The sequence below is a fragment of the Microbacterium sp. BLY genome, from assembly GCF_017939615.1.
Taxonomy (GTDB): domain Bacteria; phylum Actinomycetota; class Actinomycetes; order Actinomycetales; family Microbacteriaceae; genus Microbacterium.
This window is the reverse complement of record NZ_JAGKSR010000001.1, coordinates 2,189,349-2,213,679: the sequence shown is the minus strand read 5'-3', so window position 1 is coordinate 2,213,679 and position 24,331 is coordinate 2,189,349. Positions and strand designations below refer to the sequence as shown.

Here is a 24,331-nt window from a genome sequence, read left to right as displayed (position 1 = left end):
CCGGTAGCGTAGAACCATGCGGTTCGCTCACCTGCGCCGTCCAGACTCCTCTGCTGCGGTTCTCGCGGTCGTGGAGGGCTCGGACGCCATCCTCGTCTCCGATCTCCTGTCCGACGCGCCTGCCACCCTGCAGCAGCTGATCGAGCGAGGAGACGCCGGACTCGACGACCTCCGCGCCGCCCTCCGCGACGGTACGGCACCGCGTCATCCGCTGAACGGCTGGGGCTTCGCCTCCGCCGTGATCGCTCCGCCCGCCGTGCTTGCCGTCGGGCTGAACTATGCCGCCCACTCCAGCGAGCTCGGCCTCAAGACCGACGCGGCGCCGACCGTGTTCACCCTGTGGCCCAACTCGCTCACCGGACACGACCAGACCACCTCCTGGCCGCGCAGCCTCAGCGAGGCCGTCGACTACGAGGCGGAGCTGGGCGTGCTCATCGGCACCCCGGCGAAGGACGTGCCCGAAGCGGACGCCCTGTCCCACGTCTGGGGCTACACCGTCGTCAACGACATCACCGCCCGCAACATCCAGTTCTCCGAGGCGCAGTGGTCGCGGTGCAAGTCCTTCGACGGCTTCACCCCCACCGGCCCGTTCGCCGTGACCGCCGACGAGATCGCCGACCCGCAGGACCTCCACATCTGGACCGTCGTCGACGGACACACCGTGCAGGACGCCAGCACCGACCAGATGGTGCGTTCGGTGGCGAAGCTCATCGCCCACCTCTCCCAGTCGCTCACCCTGCTGCCGGGCACGCTCATCTCCACCGGAAGCCCCGGTGGCGCAGGCTACTCCCGCGACCCGCAGATCTTCCTCCGCGACCGCTCGACCGTCACCGTGGGCATCGACGGGATCGGCGAGCTCACGACGCACTGCCGCATCCTCGACTGAGCACGGACGAACGAAGGGGACGGGAGCGCTCGGCTCCCGTCCCCTTCGTGTCTCCGACCGACTCTCAGATCTGGATCAGGTCATCCGGCGTGACGATCGGGATCGCCGCCGTCACCGTCTCCAGGCCCGACAGCCGTGCCGGAGACAGCTGCTTCGTGACCTCGTCGCGTGACATCAGACCGGCCTCGACCACCAGGTCGGCGACGTTGCGGTTGGTCAGCAGCGCGGTCTTGGCGAGAGCCGCCGCGGCCGCGTAGCCGATGAAGGGGGTGAGCGCGGTGATCACGCCGACGGAGGCGCCGACCATCGCACCCAGGCGGTCGCGATTGGCGGTGATGCCCTCGACGCAGTTGACCCGCAGGGTCCACATGGCCTGACGCATCCAGGTGATCGACTGGAAGATCGAGTGCGCGATGACGGGCTCGAACGCGTTGAGCTGCAGCTGTCCGCCCTCGACCGCCATGGTGACGGTCGTGTCGGCCCCGACGACGGCGAAGGCCACCTGGTTCACGACCTCAGGGATCACGGGGTTGACCTTGCCGGGCATGATGCTGGAACCCGCCTGCCGCGCCGGGAGGTTGATCTCGCCGAGACCGGCCTGGGGACCGGACGAGAGCAGCCGGAGGTCGTTGCAGATCTTCGAGAGCTTGATCGCGTTGCGCTTGAGCGACGACGAGAACGACATGAACGCACCGGTGTCGCTCGTCGACTCCACCAGGTCGGTGGCCGTCTCGAGGTCGAGACCGGTGATCTCGCGCAGGTGCTTCAGCACGGCGGGCGCGTAGTCAGGGTGCGTCGTGATGCCGGTGCCGATCGCGGTCGCCCCCATGTTGATCTCGAACATGAGGGACGCGTTCTCGGTGAGACGACTGTGGTCCTCCCCCAACGTGGTCGCGAAGCCGTGGAACTCCTGCCCGAGGGTCATGGGCACGGCGTCCTGCAGCTGGGTGCGGCCGACCTTGAGGATGTCGTGGAACTCCCCCGCCTTGCCGAGGAAGGCCACGCGCAGCGCGTCCAGCTCGTCGAGCAGCGACCGCAGGGTCAGCGAGAGGCCGATCTTGACAGCCGTCGGGTAGACGTCGTTCGTCGACTGGCTGCGGTTCGTGTGGTCGATCGGCGAGAGGAAGGCGTAGTCGCCCTTCTCCCGTCCCGCGAGCTCGAGCGCGATGTTGGTGATGACCTCGTTCGCGTTCATGTTCGTCGAGGTACCGGCGCCACCCTGGATCACGCCGACCGTGAACTGGTCGTGGAACTCGCCGTCGATCACGCGCTGCGCCGCCCGGTCGATGAGGTCGGCACGCTCGGGGTCGAGCACCCCGATCTCCCGGTTGGCCCTGGCGCTGGCCTGCTTCACCATCGCCAGCGCGATCACCAGGTCGGGATACACCGAGATGGGGCGCTTGGAGATGGGGAAGTTCGCGTCGGCGCGGGCGGTGTGGATCCCCCAGTACGCGTCGACGGGGATCTCCATACTCCCCAGCGAATCGGTCTCGGTACGGGTCTTGGCGGGCGCGGCAGAAGCCATGTCACATCCTCGTGGGTCGTGGCGAACGGAAAGTCGGGGGATGCTGCCAGTCTACGCCGGTCCCTGCGGCGATTTCCGGGAGAACGCTTCCAGGCGTGCCTCCGGACTGAGCGCCGCCATCCGTGCGATCCACTCTTCCGAGAAGTAGTCGCCCGTCGGGGCGTCGACCACCGGGACGACCGTGTGTGTGATGGTCTCCGGTCGCACGTGAACGATCTGGAAGGCCTGGGCAGCGTCCATCCCGTTCACGTCCGCCGCCGGACGCGCCACGTTCATCGTGTAACAGGTGGCGGACGCCACGCTCACCGGGACACCGGCGAACAGCCCGTGCGAGGAGTAGTGCAGATGCCCCGCCAGGATGCCGCGGACGTCCGTGCCCCGGATGACCGCCGCGAGCTCATCCTGATGCCGGAGCTCGAGGATGTCGAACAGCGGCAGATGGCTGGGCAGCGGCGGATGGTGCATCGCCAGGAGCGTGCCGTGTGGTGCCGGCTCGGAGAGGACGTCCGCCAGCCAGGAGAGCTGAGCGGGACCGAGGTCGCCGTGGTGCCAGCCGGGGACGCTCGTGTCCAGGGCGACCAGACGAAGGCCGTCGAGGTCCCACACCCCGGTGACGGGCTCCTCGCCGGGCTCGCCGCCCAGCAGGACCTCCCGCATCGCCGGACGCTCGTCGTGATTCCCGGCGACCCAGACGACGGGCGCATCGAGGGCGGCGGCCACCGGCTCGACGGCAGCCCGCAACCGGCGGTACGCGTCCGGCTCGCCCAGATCAGCGAGGTCGCCGGTGATCACAATCGCCGCGGGCGACGGATGCACGGCGCGGATCGCCGCGAGCGTCTGCGCGAAGGTCTGCTCGACGTCGTACCGCCCACCCAGGGCCGCGCCCCCGGCGAGGAAGTGCGGGTCGCTGACGTGGATCAGGACGTGGGAGGCCGGCGCATACCGGCCGAAGACGGGAGGGGTTCCGAGCACTGCGGACATGCCCACAGCCTAGGGCCGTGCACCGACGCGCCCACCGGGCTCGCCGGAGCGGTCAGTGACCGACGACGATGATGAGGATTCCGGCGATGACGGCAACACCGCAGAGCACGAAGCACGCGTAGGCGCCGACGAGGGCGACCGTCTTCTGCCCCTCGGTGAGCGGGCTCTTCTTCGCCGCCTTGGCCGCCTGCTTGGCGGCACGCTTGAGCTCCTTCTCGGAGATCACCGTGATGGCGTCCGTGAACTCGGCCGGGCTCACGATCGGCGCGCGACCGCTGCGGACCAGCAGTCGCAGCCCCACGGCGTAGAAGGTGACGATGGCGGCCGCGCCGATGAGCGCGGCGGCGAACACCTGCAGGAAGGCGAACCAGTCGATCGTGACGTTCATGCCTGGTCCTCGTTCCGCGGCACGTCGGAGGACGGGAGGGTGCCCGTCTTCGCGGCCTTCGCGTCGGCCTTGGCCTTGGCGTTCTTCTTCGCCTTGTCCTTGGCCTCGGCCTTGGCCTTGTCCTTCGCCTCTGCCCGGGCCTTCGCTTCCGCCTTCGCCTGAGCGATGCGCTGCTGGCGGCGCGTGGGCGGCGGGGTGTCGGGCACCTCGACGGCCAGATGCGACTCGGCCACATCGCTCATCGCGTTGGCCGGGGTCACGGCGTTGCGCCGGGAGCGCATGTACAGGCCGAGGATGATCGCGACCGCCAGGACCGCGTCGATCGCGACGCCCCAGGTGCCGAGCCACACGACGAGCAGCGCGGCGAGGGCACCGACGCCACCGGCGGCGGGGAGCGTCAGCAGCCAGCCGACGCCGATGCGGCCGGCTGTCCGCCACCGGACCGTCGAGCCGCGGCGGCCGAGGCCCGAACCGATCACCGACCCCGAGGCGACCTGCGTGGTCGAGAGCGCGAAGCCCAGGGCGCTGGAGGCGAGGATGGTCGCGGCCGTCGAGCTCTCGGCGGAGAAGCCCTGCGCCGGCTTGACGTCGGTCAGCCCCTTGCCCAGCGTGCGGATGATGCGCCACCCGCCGAGGTAGGTGCCCAGCGCGATGGTGAACGCACAGGCGACGATGACCCAGAGCTCGGGCTCGTGGTGAGCACCGGACTGCCAGCCGATCGTGATCATGGCGAGCGTGATGACGCCCATCGTCTTCTGCGCGTCGTTCGTGCCGTGCGCGAGAGCGACGAGGGACGAAGTGAAGATCTGCCCCCAGCGGAAGCCGTCACGACCGTCCGGCTTGCCGTCGTATCGGCGCGTCACCGAGTAGGCGATCTTCGTCGCGACGAAGGCGATGATGCCGGCGGTGATCGGGGCGATGAGAGCGGGCAGGACGATCTTCGACAGCACCGCTCCGAAGTCGATGCCCCCGAGACCGGCGCCGACGAGGGTCGCGCCGATCAGGCCGCCGAAGAGGGCGTGGGAGGAGCTCGACGGCAGGCCGAGCAGCCAGGTGAGCATGTTCCAGGTGATGGCGCCGATCAGACCGGCGAAGATCAAGGCGAGGAACAGCTCCGCCCCCGCGGCAATGATCGCATCCTCCTGGATGATGCCGCCGGAGATGGTCTTGGAGACCTCCGTCGACAGGAAGGCGCCGACCAGGTTCAGCAGAGCGGCCAGGAGCACCGCGGTCTTGGGCTTGAGCGCTCCGGTCGCGATGGGCGTGGCCATCGCGTTCGCGGTGTCGTGAAACCCGTTCGTGAAATCGAAGAAGAGTGCCAGCGCGATGACGAGCACGACGATGAGGGCTGCGGTTTCCACCGTTCGCTTTCGGTCTTGAGGAAGAGGGAGGTGTCGACGTGATCGACGTGACGAACGAAGAGTTCACCGTGGGTTTGACTTCCGTTTACCGGCCCCGGTAAATCCTGCCACCGTCCCCCGTGCCGGTCAACTCGACCTGGGATAGCGTGGGACGGTGACTGACGCCCCGATCGCCGCCCGCCGCTCCACCCTCCGCACTCACCACGGCGACACGGTCGACGACCCGTACGAATGGCTCCGCGCGAAGGATTCCCCCGAGGTGATCGCCCACCTGGAAGCCGAGAACGCGCACACCGACGCCGAGACGGCTCACCTGGCCCCGCTCCGCGAGACGCTGTTCCAGGAGATCAAGGGACGGGTCCAGGAGACCGACCTCTCCGTGCCGACACGGCGAGGGGCCCGGTGGTACTACAGCCGCACCGAGGAGGGGGCGCAGTACGGCATCCATTGCCGCGCCGCCGCGGCCGAGGGCGACTGGACGCCCCCGCGGCTCGAACCGGGCGTCCCGGTGCCCGGCGAGGAGGTGCTGCTCGACGGCAACGTCGAAGCCGAGGGACACGAGTTCTTCGCGCTCGGCGCGTTCGACACCTCCGACGACGCGACGAAGCTGCTGTGGTCGACGGACTTCGAGGGCGACGAGCTCTACACGGTCCACGTGCGAGACCTCGAGACCGGCGTCACGCTCGACGACGAGATCCCGAACACGGGGGGCGCCTTCTTCACCCCGGACGGTACCGGCATCCTCTACACGACCCGGGACGACGCCTGGCGGCCGGACACCCTGTGGCTGCACCGGCTCGGCACGCCGGTGTCGGACGACGTCCGCCTCTTCCACGAGCCGGACGAGAAGTTCTGGCTCGGTGCCGGCATCACCCGCAGCCGCCGCTACCTCGTGATCGGCGTCGGCTCCAGCATCACCAGCGAGGAGTACCTCGTGGATCTGGAGGGCGACGTCACCGCGGAGCCCCGCCTGGTGTGGCCCCGTCGCGAGGGCGTCGAGTACTCGCTCGAGCACGCGGTGGTGGACGGCGAGGACCGGCTCCTCATCCTGCACAACGACGACGCGCTGGACTTCGAGCTCGTCTCCGTCGCCGCAGACGACCCGCAGGGGGAACGACGCGTCGTAGTCCCGCATGAGCCGGGTCGGCGCCTCCTCGGCGTCGACGCCTTCCGCGACTTCGCCACCGTGGAGTACCGCAGCGAAGGCCTCGAGCGCGTCGGCCTCCTCGACTACGCGACCGACGCGGTGGAGGAGCTCCGCTTCGACGAGCCGCTCTACTCCGCGGGGGTGAGCGGCAACCCCGAGTGGCACTCTCCCTTCCTGCGCCTCGGGTACACCTCGTTCGTCACCCCCGGCACGGTGTACGAACTCGACCTCGCGACGCGCGAGCTCGTGCTCCGCAAGCAGGTGACGGTCCTCGGCGACTACGACCCCGCCGAGTACGGGCAGCGGCGCGAATGGGCCACGGCGGAGGACGGCACGCGGGTCCCGATCTCCCTCGTCTGGAAGCGGTCCTTCGGGGACCCGGGTGCGGCCCCGCGCCCCGTCCACCTCTACGGGTACGGCTCCTACGAGCACTCCATCGACCCCGGCTTCTCCGTCGCCCGGCTCTCGGAGCTCGACCGCGGGGTCGTCTTCGCCGTGGCGCACGTGCGCGGGGGCGGCGAGATGGGGCGGCAGTGGTACGAGGAGGGCAAGCTCCTGCACAAGCGGAACACGTTCACGGATTTCGTCGCCTGCGCCCGGCACCTCGTCAACGAGGGCACGACCACGCCCGCCCAGCTCGTCGCCGAGGGCGGCAGTGCGGGCGGTCTGCTCATGGGGGCGGTCGCGAACCTCGCCCCCGAGCTCTTCGCCGGCATCCTCGCGGGAGTGCCGTTCGTCGACGCGCTGACCACGATCCTCGACCCCTCGCTCCCCCTCACGGTCATCGAATGGGACGAATGGGGCGACCCGCTCCACGACGCCGAGGTCTACGCGTACATGAAGTCGTACACGCCCTACGAGAACGTCAGGGAAGGGGTCGAGTACCCGCGGATCCTCGCGGTCACCTCGCTGAACGATACCCGCGTGCTCTACGTCGAGCCGGCGAAGTGGGTCGCCCGCCTGCGGGAAGCCGGGGCGAAGGACGTGCTGCTCAAGTGCGAGATGGTCGCGGGGCACGGCGGGGTCAGCGGGCGCTACAACTCCTGGCGGGAGCGGGCCTTCGAGCTGGCCTGGCTGCTGGACACGCTCCACCTCGCCTGACCGGACGTCCCGGGGTCAGGCGCTCGCACGCACCAGGCAAGCGCACGCCACCAGGCAAGCGCACGCCACCAGGCAAGCGCACGCCACCAGGCAAGCGCACGCCACCAGGCAAGCGCGCGGCACCAGGCACTGATGCCTCTCCGTGCCTGATCTCGCGCGCAGGCCTGCGCTCTCGCGTCTGACGCCGGCGCAGGCGTCGGCCTGGCGTCAGGCAAGCGCGCGATGTCAGGCGTTGGTCGCTCTCGCTGCATGATCCCGAGCGGGCGCCTGTGGCGGCGCGCCTGACCACTGATCCTGCACAGGGCACGGATCTCGCGAAACACCTCCCCATGCCGGGTGCCGCGAGAAAGAGTGCCGCGCGAGCCGTCAGGGTGGAGGGGTGAGACGCAAGCAACTGGAGAGCTGGATTCGAGAGCAGGGAGGCTCCGCGCACTCGTCGCGCGTGCGCGACGCGGGCTTCACCGACTACCAGATGCGTCGAGCGGTGCGGGAGGGCACGCTCGACCGGGTGCGGCGATCCTGGCTGCTTCTCCCCGATGCCGAACCGATGCGCCGGGCCGCAGCATCAGTCGGCGGGAGAGTCACCTGCGTGAGCGCCGCGGGCCTCGCCGGATGGTGGGATGTCGGGGCTGCGGATGTGCACGTCGCCCTCCCCCGCACCGCCTCGCGGTTCGAGCGTGCCGGTATACACGTCCACTGCGCCCGAGGTCCGGTGCCGGTGCATCCGCGCGCGGCCGTCGATCCCGTCCTGAACGTCCTCTTCCACGTCGCGCGATGCCGCCCGCCGACGGAGGCTCGCGTGATGTGGGAGGCCGCCCTCCGTCACGGTGCGGTGGGAATGGACACCCTCGCCCGCGTGCGGTGGCGGTGCGACGCGGCGAACCGTCTGGCTCGAAGCGTCCGCGGCCGATCGGACTCAGGCCCCGAGACGGTCTTCGTCGAACGGATGCGTGCGATCGGCATCGACGTGCGGCAGCAGGTGTGGGTGGACGGTCATCCGCTCGACGGCGTCATCGGGGAACGGCTCGCCATCCAGATCGACGGCTTCCGCCATCACAGCGCCGCGGGCGACCGGCGACGAGACCTCGCTGCGGACGCGCGGTTGGCACTCCGCGGCTACACCGTCCTGCGATTCGACTACCACCACGTCATGCTCGACGACACTCACGTCGAGGACACCGTCCTGGCCGCGCTCGCGCAGGGACTCCACCACGCGGGTCGTCGGATGTCAGGTCGTCTCTAGCCGCGCGAGCGTCTGACACGCCCCGCACGAGCAGGCGGCCGCGCGCGTACAGGCGAAAAGCGATCGCGCTCGCCTGATCTCGCGCGAACGCCTGAGTCTGGCGCTCGCACGGGATCAGGCGCTCGCGCGAGGTCAGGCGCTCGAGAGCAGGGACGCCGGAGGGCGCGCGAATGCCTGGGCCGGGGTCAGCCGAAGAGGGCGGCGGCCTCGTCGTAGCGGTAACGGGGCACGGTGTTGAGCTCGCCGAGGGCATCCGCGAACGGCACGCGAACGATGTCGGTCCCCTGCATGGCCACCATCTGCCCCCACGCGCCATCCACGATCGCGTCGGCTGCGTGCAGGCCGAGCCGGGTCGCGAGGACGCGGTCGAATGCCGAGGGCGAGCCGCCGCGCTGGATGTGGCCGAGGATCGTGGCACGGGTCTCGATGCCCGTGATCCGCTCGATCTCGGGAGCGAGGAGGTCGCCGATGCCACCGAGGCGCGGCCGGTTGAACGCATCCAGGCCCTTGTCGCTGTACGCCTCGTCCATGCCGGCGAGCTTGAAGCCCTCCGACACGACGACGAGCGGCGCACGGCCCCGGTCGTGGGCGCTGGTGACGAGCGCGGTGATCTCGTCCAGCGACATCGGCACCTCCGGGATGCAGATGACGTGAGCGCCGGCGGCCATGCCCGCGTGGAGCGCGATCCAGCCGACGTGCCGCCCCATGACCTCCGCCACCATGCAGCGCTGGTGGGAGTCTCCCGTCGTGCGCAGGCGATCCATCGCGTCGGTCGCGATGTTCACCGCCGTGTCGAACCCGAACGAGTAGTCGGTGGCGCGGAGGTCGTTGTCGATCGTCTTCGGCACGCCGAGCACCTTGATGCCGTCCTTCGCGAGGCGGTCCGCGGCCGCGAGGGTGCCTTCGCCGCCGATCGCCACGATCCCGTCGATCTTGTGCCCGTAGAGGGTCTTCGCGATGTTGTCCGCTCCCCCGCGCTCCCCCTCGTACGGGTTGGTGCGGCTGGTGCCGAGGATCGTGCCGCCCACCTTGGACAGGCCCTTCACCTCGTGCCGGGTGAGCGGCATGAAGTCGCCCTCGACGACGCCGCGCCAGCCGTCACGGATGCCGACGAACTCCAGGTCGTAGGTCGTCGTGCCCTTGAGCACGATGCCGCGGATGACCGCGTTGAGTCCGGGGCAGTCGCCGCCGCTCGTCAGGATGCCGATTTTCATGCTGCTGCCTTCGGAGGTCGAGGGAAGGGGGGTGAGGCGACAGTGCCTGCGATCGACACTAGCGCCCCCGCCCCTCACAAGGCCATTCGAGGGTGTCGAAAACCGGTGATCTTGACGACCTCGACGGACGGAGGCGACGATTTTCGCGTCGAGGCAGGATTCGCGTCGCCGTGCGGCGTTAAGAATTGAGCTTCTTGACATGCTCTCAGCGGCCGCCGAGAGCCTCCCGCAGCAGGTGCATGAGTGCCGCGAGCTGCACCGACTCGCTCGCCGTCTCCTCGGTCGCCTCGCCGTCCAGGGCACGGGCCGCGAGGCCCTGCTTCTGGTCGATGAGCTCCGCGATCTTCGTGTCAATGGTGTGGGCTGCGATGATGCGCCACGCCGTCACGGGCTCGCCCTGGCCGATGCGGTGCACGCGGTCGATGGCCTGCGTCTGCTCGGCCGCCGTCCACGACAGCTCCGCGAGCACCACGTTCGAGGCCGCCTGGAGGTTCAGGCCGACCCCCGCCGCGGTGAGCGAGCAGACGGCGATGCCGACCCCGGGATCGCCGTTGAAGTCGTCGATCGCCTGCTGACGAGCCGTCGTGGACTGATCGCCGCGGATCGACACCGCGCGGATCCCGGCGGCGGCGAAGTGCGCCTCAGCCTGGTCCATGACGTCGATGTGCTTCGCGAAGAACACGACCTTGCCGACGGAGCGCTGCAGCTGGGCAGCGTAATCCGCAGCGAGGAGGGCCTTCGCCTGACCGATGCGGCGCACCATGGTGAAGACGTTGTCCCCACCCGTGCCGGCGGCCTTCGACTCCTCGAGCTCGTTCTGCGCGACGAGACGGACGATATCGTCGTCGATCTCCCCGGGAGCGAGTCCGCGCTCGCCCCGAGCCTCGATGATGCGATGGTAGCGAGCGGCCAGCCGCTCGCCCAGCTCGCGTTCGGCCTGACGGATGCTGCGGCCGAACTCGTCGTCGAGCTGCACCGGGAGGTCGGCGACCAGCTTGTCCGGGAGGTCGGCCGCGACGTCCTTCTTCTTCCGGCGCACGATGCCCATCGAGATGACGGCGTCTCGCGCCTCCGGGTAGAAAGCCTTGTCCGCGGGCGTCAGCCCCGTCGCGTCGAGCTTCTCCATGAGCTCAGGGCCGGGCTTCTCGCCGTTGGTCCATCCGAGGAACCGCCAGATGGCGTCGAAGTCCTCGACGTCGTTGATGAGCGGGGTGCCCGTGAGCGCGAGCATGAGCGGGTCGTGTCCCGGGGTGCGCTCACGCACCTGGGCGGCGAGCGACAGCACGTTCTGCGAGCGCTGCGACGACAGGTTCTTGATGAAGTGGGCCTCGTCGACGACCATGCCGCGCAGGCCGATCGACGCGAGCCACGACATGTGCCGGTCGAGGATCTCGTAGTTGACGATGAACACGTCGGCGAACGCGTCGATGTCGTCGCCGTCACCCTGGATCACCGTCGCACGACGCTGCGGCGTCCACCGCTCCACCTCGCGCGCCCAGTTCATCTTCACGACGTTGGGCACGACCACCAGCAGCGGGTAGGCGCCGGCGACGGAGGCCGCGAGCACCGACTGCGCGGTCTTGCCGAGGCCCGGCTCGTCGGCGAGGAGGAAGCTGCGGTGCCCCGCCCGCACCGCCTCGAGGAAGCGCGACTGGTGCACCATCACCTCACGACCCTTGGGCGAGATGTGATCGAACTCCGGAGCGGGCGGGAGCTCCATCGACGCGGCGGAGCCGCCCGCGCCGGTCTCGAACGCCTTGTACAGCGGTCCCATCAGCTCCCAGCCGTCGAGGCGACGACGAGGCGTACTGGCCGGACGCGGAGTGAGGTCGGGCGCGAGGAACGGATTGGCGAGCTGTCGCGCCTCCACCGACGGCGGCGTGACCTGGCGCTCGGCGATCGCGGCCGGCACCACGGAGACCTGCACGGGGGCGGGGTCGGCGATGATGAGCTCCTCGGGCGGCAGCTCAGCCCCCGACTCGAGCAACCAGTCGCGCCGCATCCGCTTGGCGACCGGCGACGTGGCCTGGTCGGCCTCGAGCAGCTGGATGAGCGACGTGTCGCGGGCCGCCGTCTTGGCGAGGATCGTGGCGACGCCGTCGAGACGCTTCAGCAGCTCGGTGCGGGCGGCGTCGGTGATCTCGGTGTCCGCCTTCACCCGGGCGCGCTCCTCGCGCACCAGGAAGGCGATGACCTGGAACTTCGTGCGGTTCGTGGGGCCCAGCTTGCCGCGCTGAGACTTCGCCTCGATCTCGCGCACCTTGCGCGCGAGGATCGGGATGAGGGGTGCCTCGTCGTCGCGACGGGACGTCTTCTTGCGCCGCGGGGCGGCGGTTGCCGTGGTCGGCATGCTCCTCCTGAGCCTGAAGGGCCCCGGCACCCCCAGGGAGCCGTGGGCCGTTCTCGTCGTCCGCGTGTGGCGTGAGCCAGGACCGTGCGGACCGTGGATCGGTGTTCCCTCCGATGCACGCGATACGTACGGGACCGGTGGGAACCTGTCCCCATTCTATGCCATGCCGTCGACGTCCCGCGGAAACACGGCGGGGCCTCCGGCTGTCAGTCGGAAGTGCCGAGGATGGCAGCCGCCTGGGCGACGTCGGCCGACATCTGCACCATGAGCTTCTCGATCCCCTCGAACGCCACCATCCCACGGAGGCGCTCCACGAACTCGACCGTGACGTCATGCCCGTAGAGGTCGAGGCCGGTCTCCCCGAGCACATGCGCCTCGACCTGGCGCACGAGCACGTCGTCGAAGGTGGGGTTCGTCCCCACCGAGATCGCCGAGGGATGACGGATCCCGGTGTCGTGATCGACGAGCCAGCCCGCGTACACGCCGTCCGCCGGCACGAAGGCGTCGACGATCGTAGAGAGGTTCGCGGTCGGGAACCCGAGCTCACGCCCGCGCTTGAGACCGTGCACCACGACACCCCGCACATCGGGGTACCGCCCGAGCGCGCGGGTGGCGCCCGCGACGTCGCCCTCCATGAGCAGCTCGCGGATCCAACTCGACGACACGCGCCGGCTCGAGCCGGGAAGGTACACGTCGTCGACGACCTCGACCGTGAACCCGTATCGCGGGCCGAGCTCGCGCAGGAGGTCCGGGGTGCCGGCCCCGCGGTGCCCGAAGCGGAAGTCCGCCCCCACGAGCACGGTCGACACGTGCAGTGCGCCGACGAGGATGTCGACGACGAACTCCTCCGCGCTGCGGGCCGCAAGTTCCTCGTCGAACGTGAGCACGAGCGTCGCGTCGAGCCCGAGCTCGCCGAGCAGCTCCAGCTTGCGATCGACGGTCACGACGTTCTCGGGGCACCGGTCGGGGCGGATCACCGCCAGGGGGTTCCGGTCGAAGGTGACCGCGACGGCGCGACTTCCCGAGGCGGCGGCCGCGTCGTTCAGACGCCGGATGACGGCGCGATGTCCCTCGTGCACACCGTCGAACTTGCCGATGGCAACCGCACTGGGGCCATAGCCCTCCGGCACCTCGGCCGGACTACGGAAGACGATCACGCGGCGACCTCGACCGGACGCTCGGCGTCGACGGGCCGATGCGTGCGCAGCCACCAGATCCCGAAGACGGGAAGGACGAGCGGGATGAACAGGTACCCGCGCCCGAAGAGCGACCACACGGTCTCGTGCTGGAACAGCTCCGGGAGCACGATGCTGAGGACCCCGACCACGAGCACGCCCGTGAGCTCGAAGACGATCGCCACCCAGGCGACCGTGTACCAGCCCCGGCGGCGGGCGAAGATCAGCGCGAGCGTGGCCAGCACATACACCACCGCCGCCAGCGCCGACAGCGTGTAGGCGAGTGGCGCCTCATCGAACCGGCGCACGATCTGCACGAAGCTGCGTCCGGTGGCCGCCAGCGCCATGACGGCGTAGACGATCACGAGGACGCGACCGATTCCGGTCATCCGAGTGGTGGGGGCGGTGGAGCTCATAGCGCATTCCATCCTAGAGCCGGGTGAGCCGCCCGGCGTCCGCCCCCTGAGGCCCGTCAGGCGACCTGGACGGTCCAGATCACCTGCATGCGCCAGAGCATGATCGCGATCGCGAGCGCCGCCACACCGAGCACCACCGTGCTCCACCGGCTGCGCTCCATCAGCGCCCAGAGGACGGCGCCGACCGGCAGCAGGACTGCCGAGACGAGATACACCCAGAACTCCAGCAGATCACCCGTCGGAGGGTTGCCCGCGAGCGGCGCCACGATGGCGACGACGACCTGGACGATCAGGAGCACCTCGACCAGCGCGAGGGCTCCCACCGAGAAGTCACTCGGTCGTCGTCCGGCCAGTCCCACGCCGAGGCAGAACAGCCCGGCGGCGACGGAGACGACGATCTGCACGATCGTGAACCACAGGATCATCGGGAGACCTCCGGCATGTTCATGGCGCTCTTCACGTCGGCGCCGCGCTTCTCGACGATGCCGACCAGCTCCCCATCGGCCTCGAGCGCGGCGGCGAGGGGGCCCTCCAGCCGGTCCGCGCGTCCGACCAGGCGCTTGCCGTGTCGCAGGTCGCGCGCCTCCTCGGAGGTGACGGGGAAGACGGGGAGGACGAGACCGGCGGCCTGTCCGGGTGTGAGCAGGGGCGCACCGTCGAGCGCGTCGAGCGGCACGGCGTCGGCCACCGCGAACGGACCGACCCTCGTTCGGCGCAGCGCCGTCAGGTGACCGCCGACGCCCAGCGCCGCCCCCAGGTCGCGGGCGAGCGAGCGGATGTAGGTGCCGGAGGAGCAGTCCACGATGACATCCAGGTCGATGGCGTCCGGCCGGCGGCGCCGCGCGACGACGTCGAAACGCGAGACGACCACCTCGCGCGGCGCGAGCTGGACCTCTTCGCCGGCACGGACGCGATCGTAGGCGCGGCGGCCGTCCACCTTGATCGCCGACACCGCACTGGGGACCTGGGAGAGCACGCCGGTGAGAGCCGCGATCCCGACGTCTATCGCGCCGTCGTCGACGGCGGCGAGGGCCGCAGGAGCGGCCGTGTGGACGATGTCCCCCTCGGCGTCGTCGGTCGTGGTGACCGCGCCGAGCCGGATCGTCCCCTCGTATGTCTTGTCCGCCCCCACGATGTACGTGAGCAGCCGGGTCGCGCCCTCGACGCCGATCACGAGCAGCCCCGTGGCCATCGGATCGAGTGTGCCCGCATGCCCGACCTTGCGGGTGCCGAAGGCCCTCCGGGTGCGGGCGACCACGTCGTGGCTGGTCAGCCCGCCGGGCTTGTCGACGAGGAGGATGCCCGGGGTGACCATCCCTCCAGCCTACCGACGCCGGAGCGCGGAGAACGCCGGGCGGTGCTCGCCTAGGCTGGAGGGATGGCCGCGCCCGCACCGTCCCCCGCGACGATGGCGCGTCTGCCCGGTTGGTACGCGGAGGCCGCACGTGACCTCCCGTGGCGACGACCCGACTTCCATGCGAGGTTCGGCGCCTGGGGCGTCCTCGTCAGCGAGTTCATGCTGCAGCAGACGCCCGTGAACCGGGTGATCCCCCATCTCGACGCTTGGCTCGCCCGCTGGCCGACACCGCGGGCGATGGCGGCGGCGGCCCCCGCCGACGTCGTGCAGCAGTGGGCCAACCTCGGTTATCCGCGGCGGGCGCTCTGGCTGCACCGCGCGGCCGTCGAGGTGGTCGACCGTCACGGCGGGGTCGTGCCCCGTGACGTCGACGCTCTCCTCGCGCTGTCCGGGATCGGCGACTACACCGCGCGCGCCGTCGCCGTCTTCGCGTACGGCGACCGCCACCCGGTCGTCGACACCAACACCCGCCGCGTCCTGGCGCGGGCGATCGACGGGCGTGCGCAGCCGGCGCCCCCGTCCCGCCGGGACCTCGCTCTCATGGCGTCGCTGCTTCCCGACGACCCGGCCGAGGCCGCCGTCCTCAACGCCGCGACGATGGAACTCGGGGCGACCGTCTGCACCGCCCGGAGTCCGCGGTGCGAACGCTGCCCGCTGGCGGACACCTGCGCGTGGCTCGCGGCGGGCCGTCCCGACACGGGCGACACCCGGCGACGGCAGGCGACGTACGAGGGTTCGGATCGCCAGGCCCGTGGCGCCGTGCTGCGGCTGCTCCGCGAGTCCGCACCGAAGACCGTTCCCCTCGTCGCCGTCCTCCCGGACTGGCCCGACCGGCTGCAGCGGGATCGCGCGATCGACTCGCTGGTCGCGGACGGGCTCGCGGAGGCCGACGGCGAAGGCCTGTCCCTGCCGCGCTGACCACACGTCAGAGGTGCCGCTCACTGCGATGCGCCAGCACCGTGAGTTCGACCCGGTTGCGCACCCCCAGCTTCGAGAAGACCCGCCCCAGGTGCACCTCGACCGTGCGGACCGACACCGACAGCCGCTCCGCGATCTCCCTGTTCCCGGTCCCGCCCACCGCGAGCATCGCGACCTCCAGCTCCCGCGCGGTCAGCAGCTGCGCCCACGCGCTCCGACACGCACCCAGCTCCTCCGGCACCGCTGTGGACCGCTGCCCCTCGGCATCCAGCCGGTCGAGGCGGCGGCGAGCGGTCCGCTCCCAGGCCGACGCGCCGGCCGCATCGAAGAGCCGTTCCGCCTGCTGGAGGTGGACCCGCGCGCGGACGACATCGCCCTGCAGGGCGCACCGAGCGCCGAGGAGAAGCTCGACGCGGCCCCGTGCGAACGGTGAGCGCAGGCCTCGTGCCTGTGTGCTCAGCGCCTCGTGATCCGTGTGCCCGCCGCCGTCAGCGGAGCGGGCGACCACGCGGCGCAGAGCCAGGGCGACGTCCGCCTCCGGTGGCCGGACCGGCGGCGGACCGGCATCCCCATGCCGCAGCAGGACGTCATCCAGGCCCGGCACCGCGAACGGCGGATGCGGGGCGCCGCGGTCCTGCCACAGGCCCATCGCTCCAGCGGCCGCCTCGAACGAGCCGTCCAGGAACGCCTCGACAGCGCGGTCGACGAGTACGTCCGGAGCCCGGCTCGACGGGAGGACGGCAGTCAGCGACCGCGCGAACGGTCCGAGCGCACCGAGCACGGCGAGATCGAGCCGCCGGGCCAGCACGACGCCGAGTCCCGCGAACGGGATCCCGATCGGCACATCCAGAGCTGCCGCGAGCAGGGCTTCCCGCGCGCGTCCGATATCGCCGCGCCAGACGAGCAGGAGCACCTCCGTCACAGCCCGATACGCCCGAGCCACGGGGCTGCCCTCGAATCCAGGCATCAGCGGGTCGCGCTCGCGCAGGGCGGACCCAGCCGCCGAACCGAGCACGCGGAGGCCCTCGTCGATGTCCCCGGCGATCGCGGCGTGCAGGGCCTCGCCCGCGCCCCCGAGGAGCGGAGTGGACGGGGCCGGCTCCCCGCCCGTCACGATCTCGCCGGAGAGGAGACCGCACAGCCCCACCACGGCGTCCCGCAGCGCGCCATGCTCACCGGTGCGGACGGCGGCCTCCCGGAGCGTGGCCAGCCACCGTCGCGCGCGGTCGCGGTCGCCGCGTTCGGCGCAGAGGATCGCGGCGATACCTGCGGTCCGCAGCCAGGCGGCGTCACCCGCGAGCGGCGGCGCGGTGGGCGCGAACCGCCGAGGGTCCACGATCGGGACACTGCCGTGGACCACCGCGTGCGCGGCGAGGAGCGGACCGAGAGCACGAAGCCGCCGAGGCTCGGCCGCCGCGGGGAAGAGCGCGCCCAGCCAGTCGGCCGCCTCCGCGGCGAAACCGCACGCGAGCGCCGCAGAGCCCGCGAGGACGCGCGCCTCCTCCCGCAGGCCGCCGGTGGCGTGGGCCGCGGCCTCGGCGGCGAAGGACAGGGCCCGCTCTGCACGGCCCGCGGACGCCGCAGCCCGGCCGCCGCCGATGAGGGCCACCGCCACGGTGGGATCCGCGACCGGGCAGGCCCGTGCGCGATGCCAGGCCGCCGCGGCGCGGTCTCCCCGCTCGGCATGCACGGCCGCCAGACGGCGGTGAGTACGTTCGGCCTCCGCCGGTGTCGCGGAGGAGAGCACGTGATTCGTCACACGCGGGTCCGTGATGCGGATGCGCCCGGCGTGGATCAGGAGGTGCCGCGCCGCGCTTCCGCGGATCACGTCCGCGACACCGCGTCCGTCGGCCGCCAGGACCGGGCCCAGCTCCTCATCGAGGGACAGCGCGACCGTCAGGAGGAGACGGCGGTCCTCCGTCGTCGCGGCCCGCAGATCGTCCCGCACCGTCGGATGGCGGGTGATGGCCGGAAGAGGGGACGGCAGAGGGCGGAGCCCCCGGCGTTCCTCGGGCGTCAGCCGCGCGGCTGTCGCGATGATGGCCGGGGTGTCCCCCGCCAGAGCGGCAGCGAGACGCGCCAGGACGTGCGGCGCGCAGGCGAGGTCGAGCCGCACCAGCTCAGCGAGGAGCACTCCCGCCGTCGCCGGCACGACGAAGCGGCCCGCGGGCGTGCTCGTCGCCTGAATGTCGATCCCCCCAGATCCACCGGTAGTCGGCCCGCCGCGGATCCGAGGGTATCAAACGAGCTCAGTCCTCGTCGTCGTCCGACCGGTACGGATCAGCCTCACCCGCGTGGGTCGCGGAGGACGCGAGCTTGGCGACCTCGGCGTCCCGCTCCTGCGCCTGCCGCAGCAGCGCGGTGATGTGGTCCGCGTTCTCGGGGAGCGCGTCAGGGATGAACTCCAGCGTGGGCACGAGACGCGTGCTGAGCTGGCGTCCGACCTCGCTGCGCAGCATTCCGGTCGCCGAGGTGAGCGCGGCCCCGCTGGCGAGACGCTCCTCCTCCGTGCCGAGCACCGTGTAGAACACGGACGCGTGCTGCAGGTCGCCGCTCACGCGGACGTCGGTGATGGTCACGAAGCCGAGGCGCGGGTCGCGCAGCCCCTTCTCCAGGCGCTCGGCGAGGATCACACGGATGCGATCCGCGAGTCGGGCCTGTCGTTCACCAGCCATTGTTCCTTCTCCCACCTCTGTGCATCGCGGCTCCCAGCGAACCGCGGAGGCGGCTGCCCCCTCCCCCCGGATGGGAGGAGGAGACAGCCGCCGGAGTCGACGGATCAGCCGCGGGGCTTCTCCACCATCTCGGTCGTCTCGATCTCGTCACCGATCTGGATGTCGTTGTACTTGCCGAGGCCGATACCGGCTTCGTAGTCCGTCCGCACCTCGGTGACGTCGTCCTTGAAGCGGCGCAGCGACTCGATGGCGAGGCCATCGGCGATGACGACGCCGTCGCGGATGACGCGGGCCTTGGCGTTGCGCGTGATCGTTCCCGACCGCACGATGACACCGGCGATGTTGCCGAACTTCGAGGAGCGGAACACCTCGCGGATCTCGGCGACACCCGACTGGACCTCTTCGTACTCCGGCTTGAGCATGCCCTTGAGCGAGCTCTCGATCTCGTCGATCGCGTTGTAGATGACGGAGTAGAAGCGGATGTCCACGCCCTCACGCTGCGCGCGCTCGCGCGCCTTCGTGTCGGGACGGACGTTGAAGCCCACGATGATCGCGTTGTCGATCGTCGCCAGGTTCACGTCGGACTCGGTGATCGCACCGACACCGCGGTGGATGATGCGCAGCTGCACCGAGTCGTCGACCTCGATCTTGAGGAGCGACTCCTCCAGCGCCTCGACGGCACCGGAGACGTCACCCTTGATGATGAGGTTGAGCGACTCGACCTTGCCCTCTTCGAGAGCACGGGTGAAGTCCTCGAGCGAGATGCGCTTGCGGGCCTTGGCCAGCTGGGCGTTGCGCTCGACGGCTTCGCGCTTCTCCGCGATCTGACGGGCCATGCGGTCTTCCTCGGTGACGATGAAGACATCGCCGGCGCGCGGCACGGAGTTCAGACCCTGCACCTGGACCGGACGGGACGGCGCGGCCGCCTCGACGATCTCGCCGTTCTCGTCGATCATCGCCCGGACGCGGCCGTACGCCGTACCGGCGACGATCGCGTCGCCGACCCGGAGGGTTCCGGACTGGATCAGCACCGTCGCGACCGAACCGCGACCCTTGTCGAGCTTCGCCTCGATGGCGACACCGCGCGCGGCCTTGTTCGGGTTGGCGGTGAGGTCGAGACCGGCGTCCGCCGTGAGCAGCACGGCGTCCAGGAGCTCCTGGATGCCGGTGTTCGCCCGCGCGGACACGTCGACGAACATCACGTCGCCGCCGTACTCCTCGGCCACCAGACCGTACTCGGTGAGCTGCTGACGCACCTTGGCCGGGTTGGCCTCGGGCTTGTCGACCTTGTTCACCGCGACCACGATCGGCACGTTCGCCGCCTGGGCGTGGTTCAGCGCCTCCACCGTCTGCGGCATGATGCCGTCGTCGGCCGCGACCACGAGGATCGCGAGGTCGGTGACCTGCGCACCACGGGCACGCATGGCGGTGAACGCCTCGTGACCGGGGGTGTCGATGAACGTGATGGCCCGCTCGATGCCCTCGTGCTCGGTCCAGACCTGGTAGGCACCGATGTGCTGGGTGATGCCGCCGGCCTCACCCTCGATGACGTTGGTCTGACGGATCGCGTCGAGGAGGCGCGTCTTACCGTGGTCGACGTGACCCATGACGGTGACGACCGGGGGACGGATCTCGAGGTCGTCCTCGCTCTCCTCCTCCAGCTCCTTCTCGAGGTCGAGACCGAAGCCCTCGAGGAGCTCCTTGTCCTCGTCCTCGGGCGAGACCATCTGGACCTTGTAGCCCAGCTCCTCACCGAGGACCTCGAACGTGGCCTCATCCAGCGACTCGGTGGCCGTGGCCATCTCGCCGAGGTTGAAGAGGATCGTGACGAGGGTGCCCGGCTGCACGGTGTAGCCGGTCAGGGCCTCGATCTTGTCGGCGAAGTCCGCGATGGAGGCACCGCGACGCATGCGGATGGTCTCCCCGTTGCCGCGGGTGACGTTGACGCCACCGACGACCGGGGCACTCCGCATCTCGAACTCTTGCCGCTTCGCCCGCCGCGACTTGCGCTGCTTGCTCTTGCCGCCGCCCTTGCCGAAGGCACCGGCGGTGCCACCGCCGGGACCACGGCCGCGGCCACCGCCGCCACCAGGACGACCGGCGAAACCGCCGCCGGGACGGGGACCCGCACCGGGACCGCCACCGCCGCCGGGACGACCGGGGCCGCCCGTGCGCTGCTGGAACGGAGCACCGGGACGACCGCCCTGACCGCCACGGGGGGCGCCGGGACGCGGCGAACCGGGACGCGGGGCGCCGGGACGCGGGGCGCCGGGACGCGGCGCCTGCGGACGCGGAATGTTGCCGGGGGTCGGCCGCTGGCCCATCCCCTGCGCCGAGGCGAAGGGGTTGTTGCCGGGGCGGGGACCGGCGGGACGCTGGCCCATCCCCTGTGCGGACGAGAACGGGTTGTTGCCGGGACGCGGCGCGCCGGGCTTCGGCGCGTTGCCGTCACCGGAGGACGGCGCGGCCGGGGCCGGGGCCGGGGCCGCCGGCTTGGCGGGCGCCGACGGTGCCGGAGCCTTCTCCGCCGCGAGGGCGGGCGCCGGTGCCGGGGCGGCCGGAGCCGCGGGGCCCGGCTTGGGACCGGGCTTCGGGCCGGGGGTCGGCCCGGAGGACTTCGGTGCGGGCTTGGCCGCGGGCTTCGCCGCAGCGGGCTCGGATCCCGCCTTGAGGGACGGGTCGGCCTCGATCGCAGCGCGCAGCTTGCGCGCCACCGGAGGCTCGACCGTCGACGACGGGCTCTTCACGAACTCGCCGAGCTCCTTGAGCTTTGCAAGAGCGACCTTGCTGTCGACGCCGAGTTCGGCGGCGATCTCATGTACGCGTGGTTTACCAGCCACAATTCTCCTGTCTGGGTCGGTCTGCCCAGACAGGGCAGACCACTAGTCGCGGACGGGTCTCATTTCGAGCCGTTCACTTTGTTTCCATAGCTGTTCAGCCTTTGTTTCTTGGTGGGTGCTGTTCGAAGATCCGTGTGTCCAGCTGAGTGGTCACACGCAGTGCTCTTCCGAAAGCTCGACGCCGCAGAGCGGCCTCCATGCACTCGGGTGTCGGATGCACCCACGCGCCGCGCCCCGGCAGGACAGCACGCTCATCGGGGATAAGGGTGTCGTTCTGGGCCACCACCCTGAGCAGAGTGGAGCGGGGAGCACGCGTGCGGCAACCGACGCACGTTCGTACGGGTTCCATCTTACACCTGCGTTCCATCCGTCCTCGCCGCCGCCGGGCGTGGCGGCGAGGACGGACAGGGATCAGTCGAGGACGCTGTCCGGCTGGATGTCGATCTTCGCCCCCGTGAGCTTGGCGGCCAGACGCGCGTTCTGACCCTCCTTGCCGATGGCGAGCGACAGCTGGTAGTCCGGCACGAGGGCGCGGACGGCCTTGGTGCTCGCGTCGAGGACGAACGAGCTCGTCACCTTCGCGGGCGACAGCGCGTGCGCCACGAACGTGGGCAGATCGGCGTCGTAGTCGACGATGTCGATCTTCTCCCCCGCCAGCTCCTCCGTGACAGCGCGGACGCGGCGCCCCATCTCGCCGATGCAGGCACCCTTGGCGTTGATGGACGGGTCGTTCGCCTTCACCGCGATCTTGGTGCGGTGGCCCGCCTCGCGAGCCAGCGCGACGATCTCGACGAGGCCGCCGGCGATCTCCGGCACCTCGAGCGCGAACAGCTTCCTGACCAGGCCGGGGTGCGTGCGGGAGACCGTGATCTGCGGGCCCTTGAGCCCCTTGGCGACGCTCGTGACGTACACGCGCAGGCGCGAGCCGTGCGTGTACTCCTCACCCGGCACCTGCTCCTCGGGCGGGAGGATCGCCTCGACCGAGCCGAGGTCGACATGGATCATGCGGGGGTTGGGCCCCTGCTGGATCACGCCGGCGACGATGTCGCCCTCCTTGCCCTTGAACTCGCCGAGCACCGCGTCGTCCGCGATGTCGCGAAGCCGCTGACTGATGACCTGCTTGGCGGCGAAGGCGGCGATGCGACCGAAGTCGTCGGGCGTCGTCTCCTCCTCGCCGATGACGGCGCCTTCCTCGTCCCGCACGACCTGGAGCACGGCGACGTGCCCCGTCTTGCGGTCGAGGTGCACGCGGACGCCCTCGGGCGTCGCTCCGTCGGGCGAGACGTGCTTGGAGTATGCGGTCAGGATCGCCTGCTCGATGATCGCGACGAGCTCGTCGAACGGGATCGCCTTCTCCTTCTCGATCCCTCGCAGCAGACTCAGTTCGATGTCCATGACGGCCTCCCTATTCAGCTCTCGTCGCGCCTGAATGCACGCGCGACATCCGTACAACGATACCGTGCGCCGCACCCCCGGGCCATCCGGCCTCCGTGGACACAGGCACTCACGCGACAGCAGGCACCCTGCCGGAAGCAGCCTGTGTCCGCGCGGTGGCCTGTCGCGTCGTGGAGTCCCGCACCGGGTCAGGCTTTCGGCGCGGACGGGAGGGCGTTGAGCGCGCCGATCAAGCGGAAGAGGTTGCCCACCTGGCGCTGATCCAGGTGCAGGGCGAGGCGCGGGAGGTCGAGCCGGTCGTCGTCGGCGACCTCCGGGGACCGGGGAGCCGTGCGCTCGATACGTCCCGTCGACAGGAGCGCCGCGAAACCGGCGTTCAGCTCCTCGATCTCATCGTCCGTCGGCTCGGCCTTGAGCCGCAGCACCAGGGTGTCGCCGACCCACCGCAGCGAGTCGTAGTTGCGCCAGAAGCCGGTGATCTCCGCCCGCGCCTCCTCGACGGAATCGGTCACGACGACGCGATCGAAGTCACCTTCGGAGATCACTCCCATCGGCGCCAGGTGCTCGTCGACGAAACGACGCATCCCCTGCCAGAAGGATCCTCCCTTCTCGTCGAGCAGCACGATCGGCGTTGGCTCCGCCTTCCCCGTCTGCTGCAGGGTGAGGAGCTCGAACATCTCATCGAGCGTCCCGAAGCCACCGGGGAGGCAGATGAACCCGCTCGACTCCTTGATGAGCATGAGCTTGCGGGTGAAGAAGTACTTCATCGCGACGACCTGGTCGCTGCCGGCCACCAGGCTGTTCGCCTTCTCCTCGAAGGGCAGCCGGATCGAGACGCCGAGCGACAGCGCCGGGCCCGCCCCCTCGGCCGCCGCCTGCATGATGCCCGGGCCGGCCCCGGTGACGACCATCCATCCGTCGCTCGCCAGCGCCGCCGCGACATCGCGCGCCTGCAGGTAGAGCGGATCATCGTGCCGCGTGCGTGCCGAGCCGAAGACGGTGACCTTCGGCACACCCCGGAACGGGGCGAACAGGCGGAAAGCATCGCGCATCTCGGCCAGCGCGGCCGAGGCGATCTTCAGGTCGAGGCGGTCCGTCCCGTCCTCCCCGAGCAGCAACGCGGTGCGCAGCATCCGCATCACGAGTCGGCGGTCCGTCGTCACGCCGGCCTCGTCCAGGGCGCGGTTGATCTCGTCGCTCAGCGCGGCCGGCAGCTGTTCCTCGGTCATGCCCCCAGCGTCCCACGCGCCCTCCTCCGGCCGAGGCGCAACGCCGACGATGTCCGGGGCGACGGCGAAGCACGCACGATCGGCAGTGTCAACGCCCGTGCGGAACCACGACGTGCGCGCCATCCTGAGG

Annotated in this window: 20 protein-coding genes; 4 read left to right on the top strand and 16 right to left on the bottom strand. The window is 70.6% G+C overall.

The genetic code is table 11. The features are described 5' to 3' along the window. Positions 1–16: 16 nt before the first annotated feature. Entirely contained in the window at positions 17–886 is an 870-nt protein-coding gene (locus tag KAF39_RS10810; RefSeq protein WP_210677255.1) for a fumarylacetoacetate hydrolase family protein, read from the top strand. Between the two features lie 64 nt (positions 887–950). Here KAF39_RS10810 and KAF39_RS10805 read toward each other — a convergent pair whose 3' ends face one another. Genes KAF39_RS10805 through KAF39_RS10790 form a run of 4 tightly spaced genes read right to left on the bottom strand, consistent with a single transcriptional unit; the run spans position 951 to position 5,141 of the window. Next, positions 951–2,411 (bottom strand): aspartate ammonia-lyase, encoded by a 1,461-nt coding sequence (locus KAF39_RS10805; RefSeq protein WP_210677254.1) that lies wholly within the window; start codon positions 2,409–2,411, stop codon positions 951–953. A 51-nt stretch (positions 2,412–2,462) separates the two neighbouring features. Further along, on the bottom strand, positions 2,463–3,392 hold the full coding sequence (locus tag KAF39_RS10800) for a phosphodiesterase (protein ID WP_210677253.1): 930 nt from the start codon (positions 3,390–3,392) through the stop codon (positions 2,463–2,465). Between the two features lie 52 nt (positions 3,393–3,444). Then, positions 3,445–3,780, bottom strand: coding sequence for a peptidase (locus KAF39_RS10795; protein WP_210677252.1), 336 nt, complete (start codon positions 3,778–3,780; stop codon positions 3,445–3,447). Further along, on the bottom strand, positions 3,777–5,141 hold the full coding sequence (locus KAF39_RS10790; RefSeq protein WP_210677251.1) for an inorganic phosphate transporter: 1,365 nt from the start codon (positions 5,139–5,141) through the stop codon (positions 3,777–3,779). Before KAF39_RS10790 ends, KAF39_RS10795 begins: the two co-directional genes overlap by 4 nt. A gap of 154 nt (positions 5,142–5,295) precedes the next feature. On the opposite strand from KAF39_RS10790, the gene KAF39_RS10785 reads away from it, so the two are divergent. Further along, positions 5,296–7,389 (top strand): S9 family peptidase, encoded by a 2,094-nt coding sequence (locus KAF39_RS10785; protein WP_210677250.1) that lies wholly within the window; start codon positions 5,296–5,298, stop codon positions 7,387–7,389. Between the two features lie 379 nt (positions 7,390–7,768). After that, positions 7,769–8,632, top strand: coding sequence for a DUF559 domain-containing protein (locus KAF39_RS10780; RefSeq protein ID WP_210677249.1), 864 nt, complete (start codon positions 7,769–7,771; stop codon positions 8,630–8,632). A gap of 185 nt (positions 8,633–8,817) precedes the next feature. Here KAF39_RS10780 and KAF39_RS10775 read toward each other — a convergent pair whose 3' ends face one another. The 6 genes from KAF39_RS10775 to truB form a co-directional block, all read right to left on the bottom strand. Continuing rightward, on the bottom strand, positions 8,818–9,846 hold the full coding sequence (locus KAF39_RS10775) for a 6-phosphofructokinase (RefSeq protein ID WP_025103187.1): 1,029 nt from the start codon (positions 9,844–9,846) through the stop codon (positions 8,818–8,820). A 205-nt stretch (positions 9,847–10,051) separates the two neighbouring features. Continuing rightward, complete coding sequence (locus KAF39_RS10770) at positions 10,052–12,196, bottom strand: DEAD/DEAH box helicase (protein WP_210677248.1); 2,145 nt, start codon at positions 12,194–12,196, stop codon at positions 10,052–10,054. 206 nt (positions 12,197–12,402) lie between these two features. Then, a complete protein-coding gene (locus tag KAF39_RS10765) occupies positions 12,403–13,353 on the bottom strand; it encodes a bifunctional riboflavin kinase/FAD synthetase (protein WP_210677247.1) in 951 nt (316 codons plus the stop codon). Then, positions 13,350–13,787, bottom strand: coding sequence for a hypothetical protein (locus tag KAF39_RS10760; protein ID WP_246878286.1), 438 nt, complete (start codon positions 13,785–13,787; stop codon positions 13,350–13,352). Before KAF39_RS10760 ends, KAF39_RS10765 begins: the two co-directional genes overlap by 4 nt. Before the next feature lie 56 nt (positions 13,788–13,843). Beyond that, positions 13,844–14,212: a hypothetical protein gene (locus KAF39_RS10755; RefSeq protein WP_210677246.1), complete on the bottom strand. Its 369-nt coding sequence runs from the start codon at positions 14,210–14,212 to the stop codon at positions 13,844–13,846. Next, complete coding sequence (gene truB / locus KAF39_RS10750) at positions 14,209–15,102, bottom strand: tRNA pseudouridine(55) synthase TruB (RefSeq protein WP_210677245.1); 894 nt, start codon at positions 15,100–15,102, stop codon at positions 14,209–14,211. Before truB ends, KAF39_RS10755 begins: the two co-directional genes overlap by 4 nt. A 63-nt stretch (positions 15,103–15,165) precedes the next feature. On the opposite strand from truB, the gene KAF39_RS10745 reads away from it, so the two are divergent. Further along, positions 15,166–16,062, top strand: coding sequence for an A/G-specific adenine glycosylase (locus tag KAF39_RS10745; RefSeq protein ID WP_374093595.1), 897 nt, complete (start codon positions 15,166–15,168; stop codon positions 16,060–16,062). Between the two features lie 7 nt (positions 16,063–16,069). On the opposite strand, the gene KAF39_RS16260 is transcribed toward KAF39_RS10745, so the two are convergent. The 6 genes from KAF39_RS16260 to KAF39_RS10715 form a co-directional block, all read right to left on the bottom strand. Beyond that, the gene (locus KAF39_RS16260; RefSeq protein ID WP_210677244.1) at positions 16,070–18,196 is read right to left on the bottom strand and encodes a helix-turn-helix transcriptional regulator; all 2,127 of its coding nucleotides are present in this window, start codon (positions 18,194–18,196) and stop codon (positions 16,070–16,072) included. 115 nt (positions 18,197–18,311) lie between these two features. After that, the gene (gene rbfA / locus KAF39_RS10735; RefSeq protein WP_210677243.1) at positions 18,312–18,737 is read right to left on the bottom strand and encodes a 30S ribosome-binding factor RbfA; all 426 of its coding nucleotides are present in this window, start codon (positions 18,735–18,737) and stop codon (positions 18,312–18,314) included. Positions 18,738–18,841: 104 nt separating this feature from the next. Next, positions 18,842–21,577 (bottom strand): translation initiation factor IF-2, encoded by a 2,736-nt coding sequence (gene infB, locus KAF39_RS10730; protein WP_210677242.1) that lies wholly within the window; start codon positions 21,575–21,577, stop codon positions 18,842–18,844. A gap of 94 nt (positions 21,578–21,671) precedes the next feature. Continuing rightward, positions 21,672–21,926 carry a YlxR family protein gene (locus KAF39_RS10725; protein ID WP_081811550.1) on the bottom strand — a complete coding sequence of 85 codons (255 nt, stop codon included), beginning with the start codon at positions 21,924–21,926 and terminating at the stop codon, positions 21,672–21,674. A 62-nt stretch (positions 21,927–21,988) separates the two neighbouring features. Next, the gene (gene nusA / locus KAF39_RS10720) at positions 21,989–22,972 is read right to left on the bottom strand and encodes a transcription termination factor NusA (protein ID WP_210677241.1); all 984 of its coding nucleotides are present in this window, start codon (positions 22,970–22,972) and stop codon (positions 21,989–21,991) included. A 188-nt stretch (positions 22,973–23,160) separates the two neighbouring features. After that, positions 23,161–24,201: a TIGR00730 family Rossman fold protein gene (locus tag KAF39_RS10715; RefSeq protein WP_210677240.1), complete on the bottom strand. Its 1,041-nt coding sequence runs from the start codon at positions 24,199–24,201 to the stop codon at positions 23,161–23,163. Positions 24,202–24,331: the final 130 nt, after the last annotated feature.

What these genes read in the sequence shown, in the direction of transcription:
- KAF39_RS10810 (WP_210677255.1), top strand. Translation starts at nt 17, where the DNA reads ATGCGGTTCGCTCACCTGCGCCGTCCAGACTCCTCTGCTGCGGTTCTC.
- KAF39_RS10795 (WP_210677252.1), bottom strand. Translation starts at nt 3,780, where the DNA reads ATGAACGTCACGATCGACTGGTTCGCCTTCCTGCAGGTGTTCGCCGCC.
- KAF39_RS10800 (WP_210677253.1), bottom strand. Translation starts at nt 3,392, where the DNA reads ATGTCCGCAGTGCTCGGAACCCCTCCCGTCTTCGGCCGGTATGCGCCG.
- KAF39_RS10770 (WP_210677248.1), bottom strand. Translation starts at nt 12,196, where the DNA reads ATGCCGACCACGGCAACCGCCGCCCCGCGGCGCAAGAAGACGTCCCGT.
- truB (WP_210677245.1), bottom strand. Translation starts at nt 15,102, where the DNA reads ATGGTCACCCCGGGCATCCTCCTCGTCGACAAGCCCGGCGGGCTGACC.
- KAF39_RS10805 (WP_210677254.1), bottom strand. Translation starts at nt 2,411, where the DNA reads ATGGCTTCTGCCGCGCCCGCCAAGACCCGTACCGAGACCGATTCGCTG.
- KAF39_RS10760 (WP_246878286.1), bottom strand. Translation starts at nt 13,787, where the DNA reads ATGAGCTCCACCGCCCCCACCACTCGGATGACCGGAATCGGTCGCGTC.
- KAF39_RS10715 (WP_210677240.1), bottom strand. Translation starts at nt 24,201, where the DNA reads ATGACCGAGGAACAGCTGCCGGCCGCGCTGAGCGACGAGATCAACCGC.
- nusA (WP_210677241.1), bottom strand. Translation starts at nt 22,972, where the DNA reads ATGGACATCGAACTGAGTCTGCTGCGAGGGATCGAGAAGGAGAAGGCG.
- KAF39_RS10745 (WP_374093595.1), top strand. Translation starts at nt 15,166, where the DNA reads ATGGCCGCGCCCGCACCGTCCCCCGCGACGATGGCGCGTCTGCCCGGT.
- KAF39_RS10725 (WP_081811550.1), bottom strand. Translation starts at nt 21,926, where the DNA reads ATGGAACCCGTACGAACGTGCGTCGGTTGCCGCACGCGTGCTCCCCGC.
- KAF39_RS10755 (WP_210677246.1), bottom strand. Translation starts at nt 14,212, where the DNA reads ATGATCCTGTGGTTCACGATCGTGCAGATCGTCGTCTCCGTCGCCGCC.
- rbfA (WP_210677243.1), bottom strand. Translation starts at nt 18,737, where the DNA reads ATGGCTGGTGAACGACAGGCCCGACTCGCGGATCGCATCCGTGTGATC.
- KAF39_RS10775 (WP_025103187.1), bottom strand. Translation starts at nt 9,846, where the DNA reads ATGAAAATCGGCATCCTGACGAGCGGCGGCGACTGCCCCGGACTCAAC.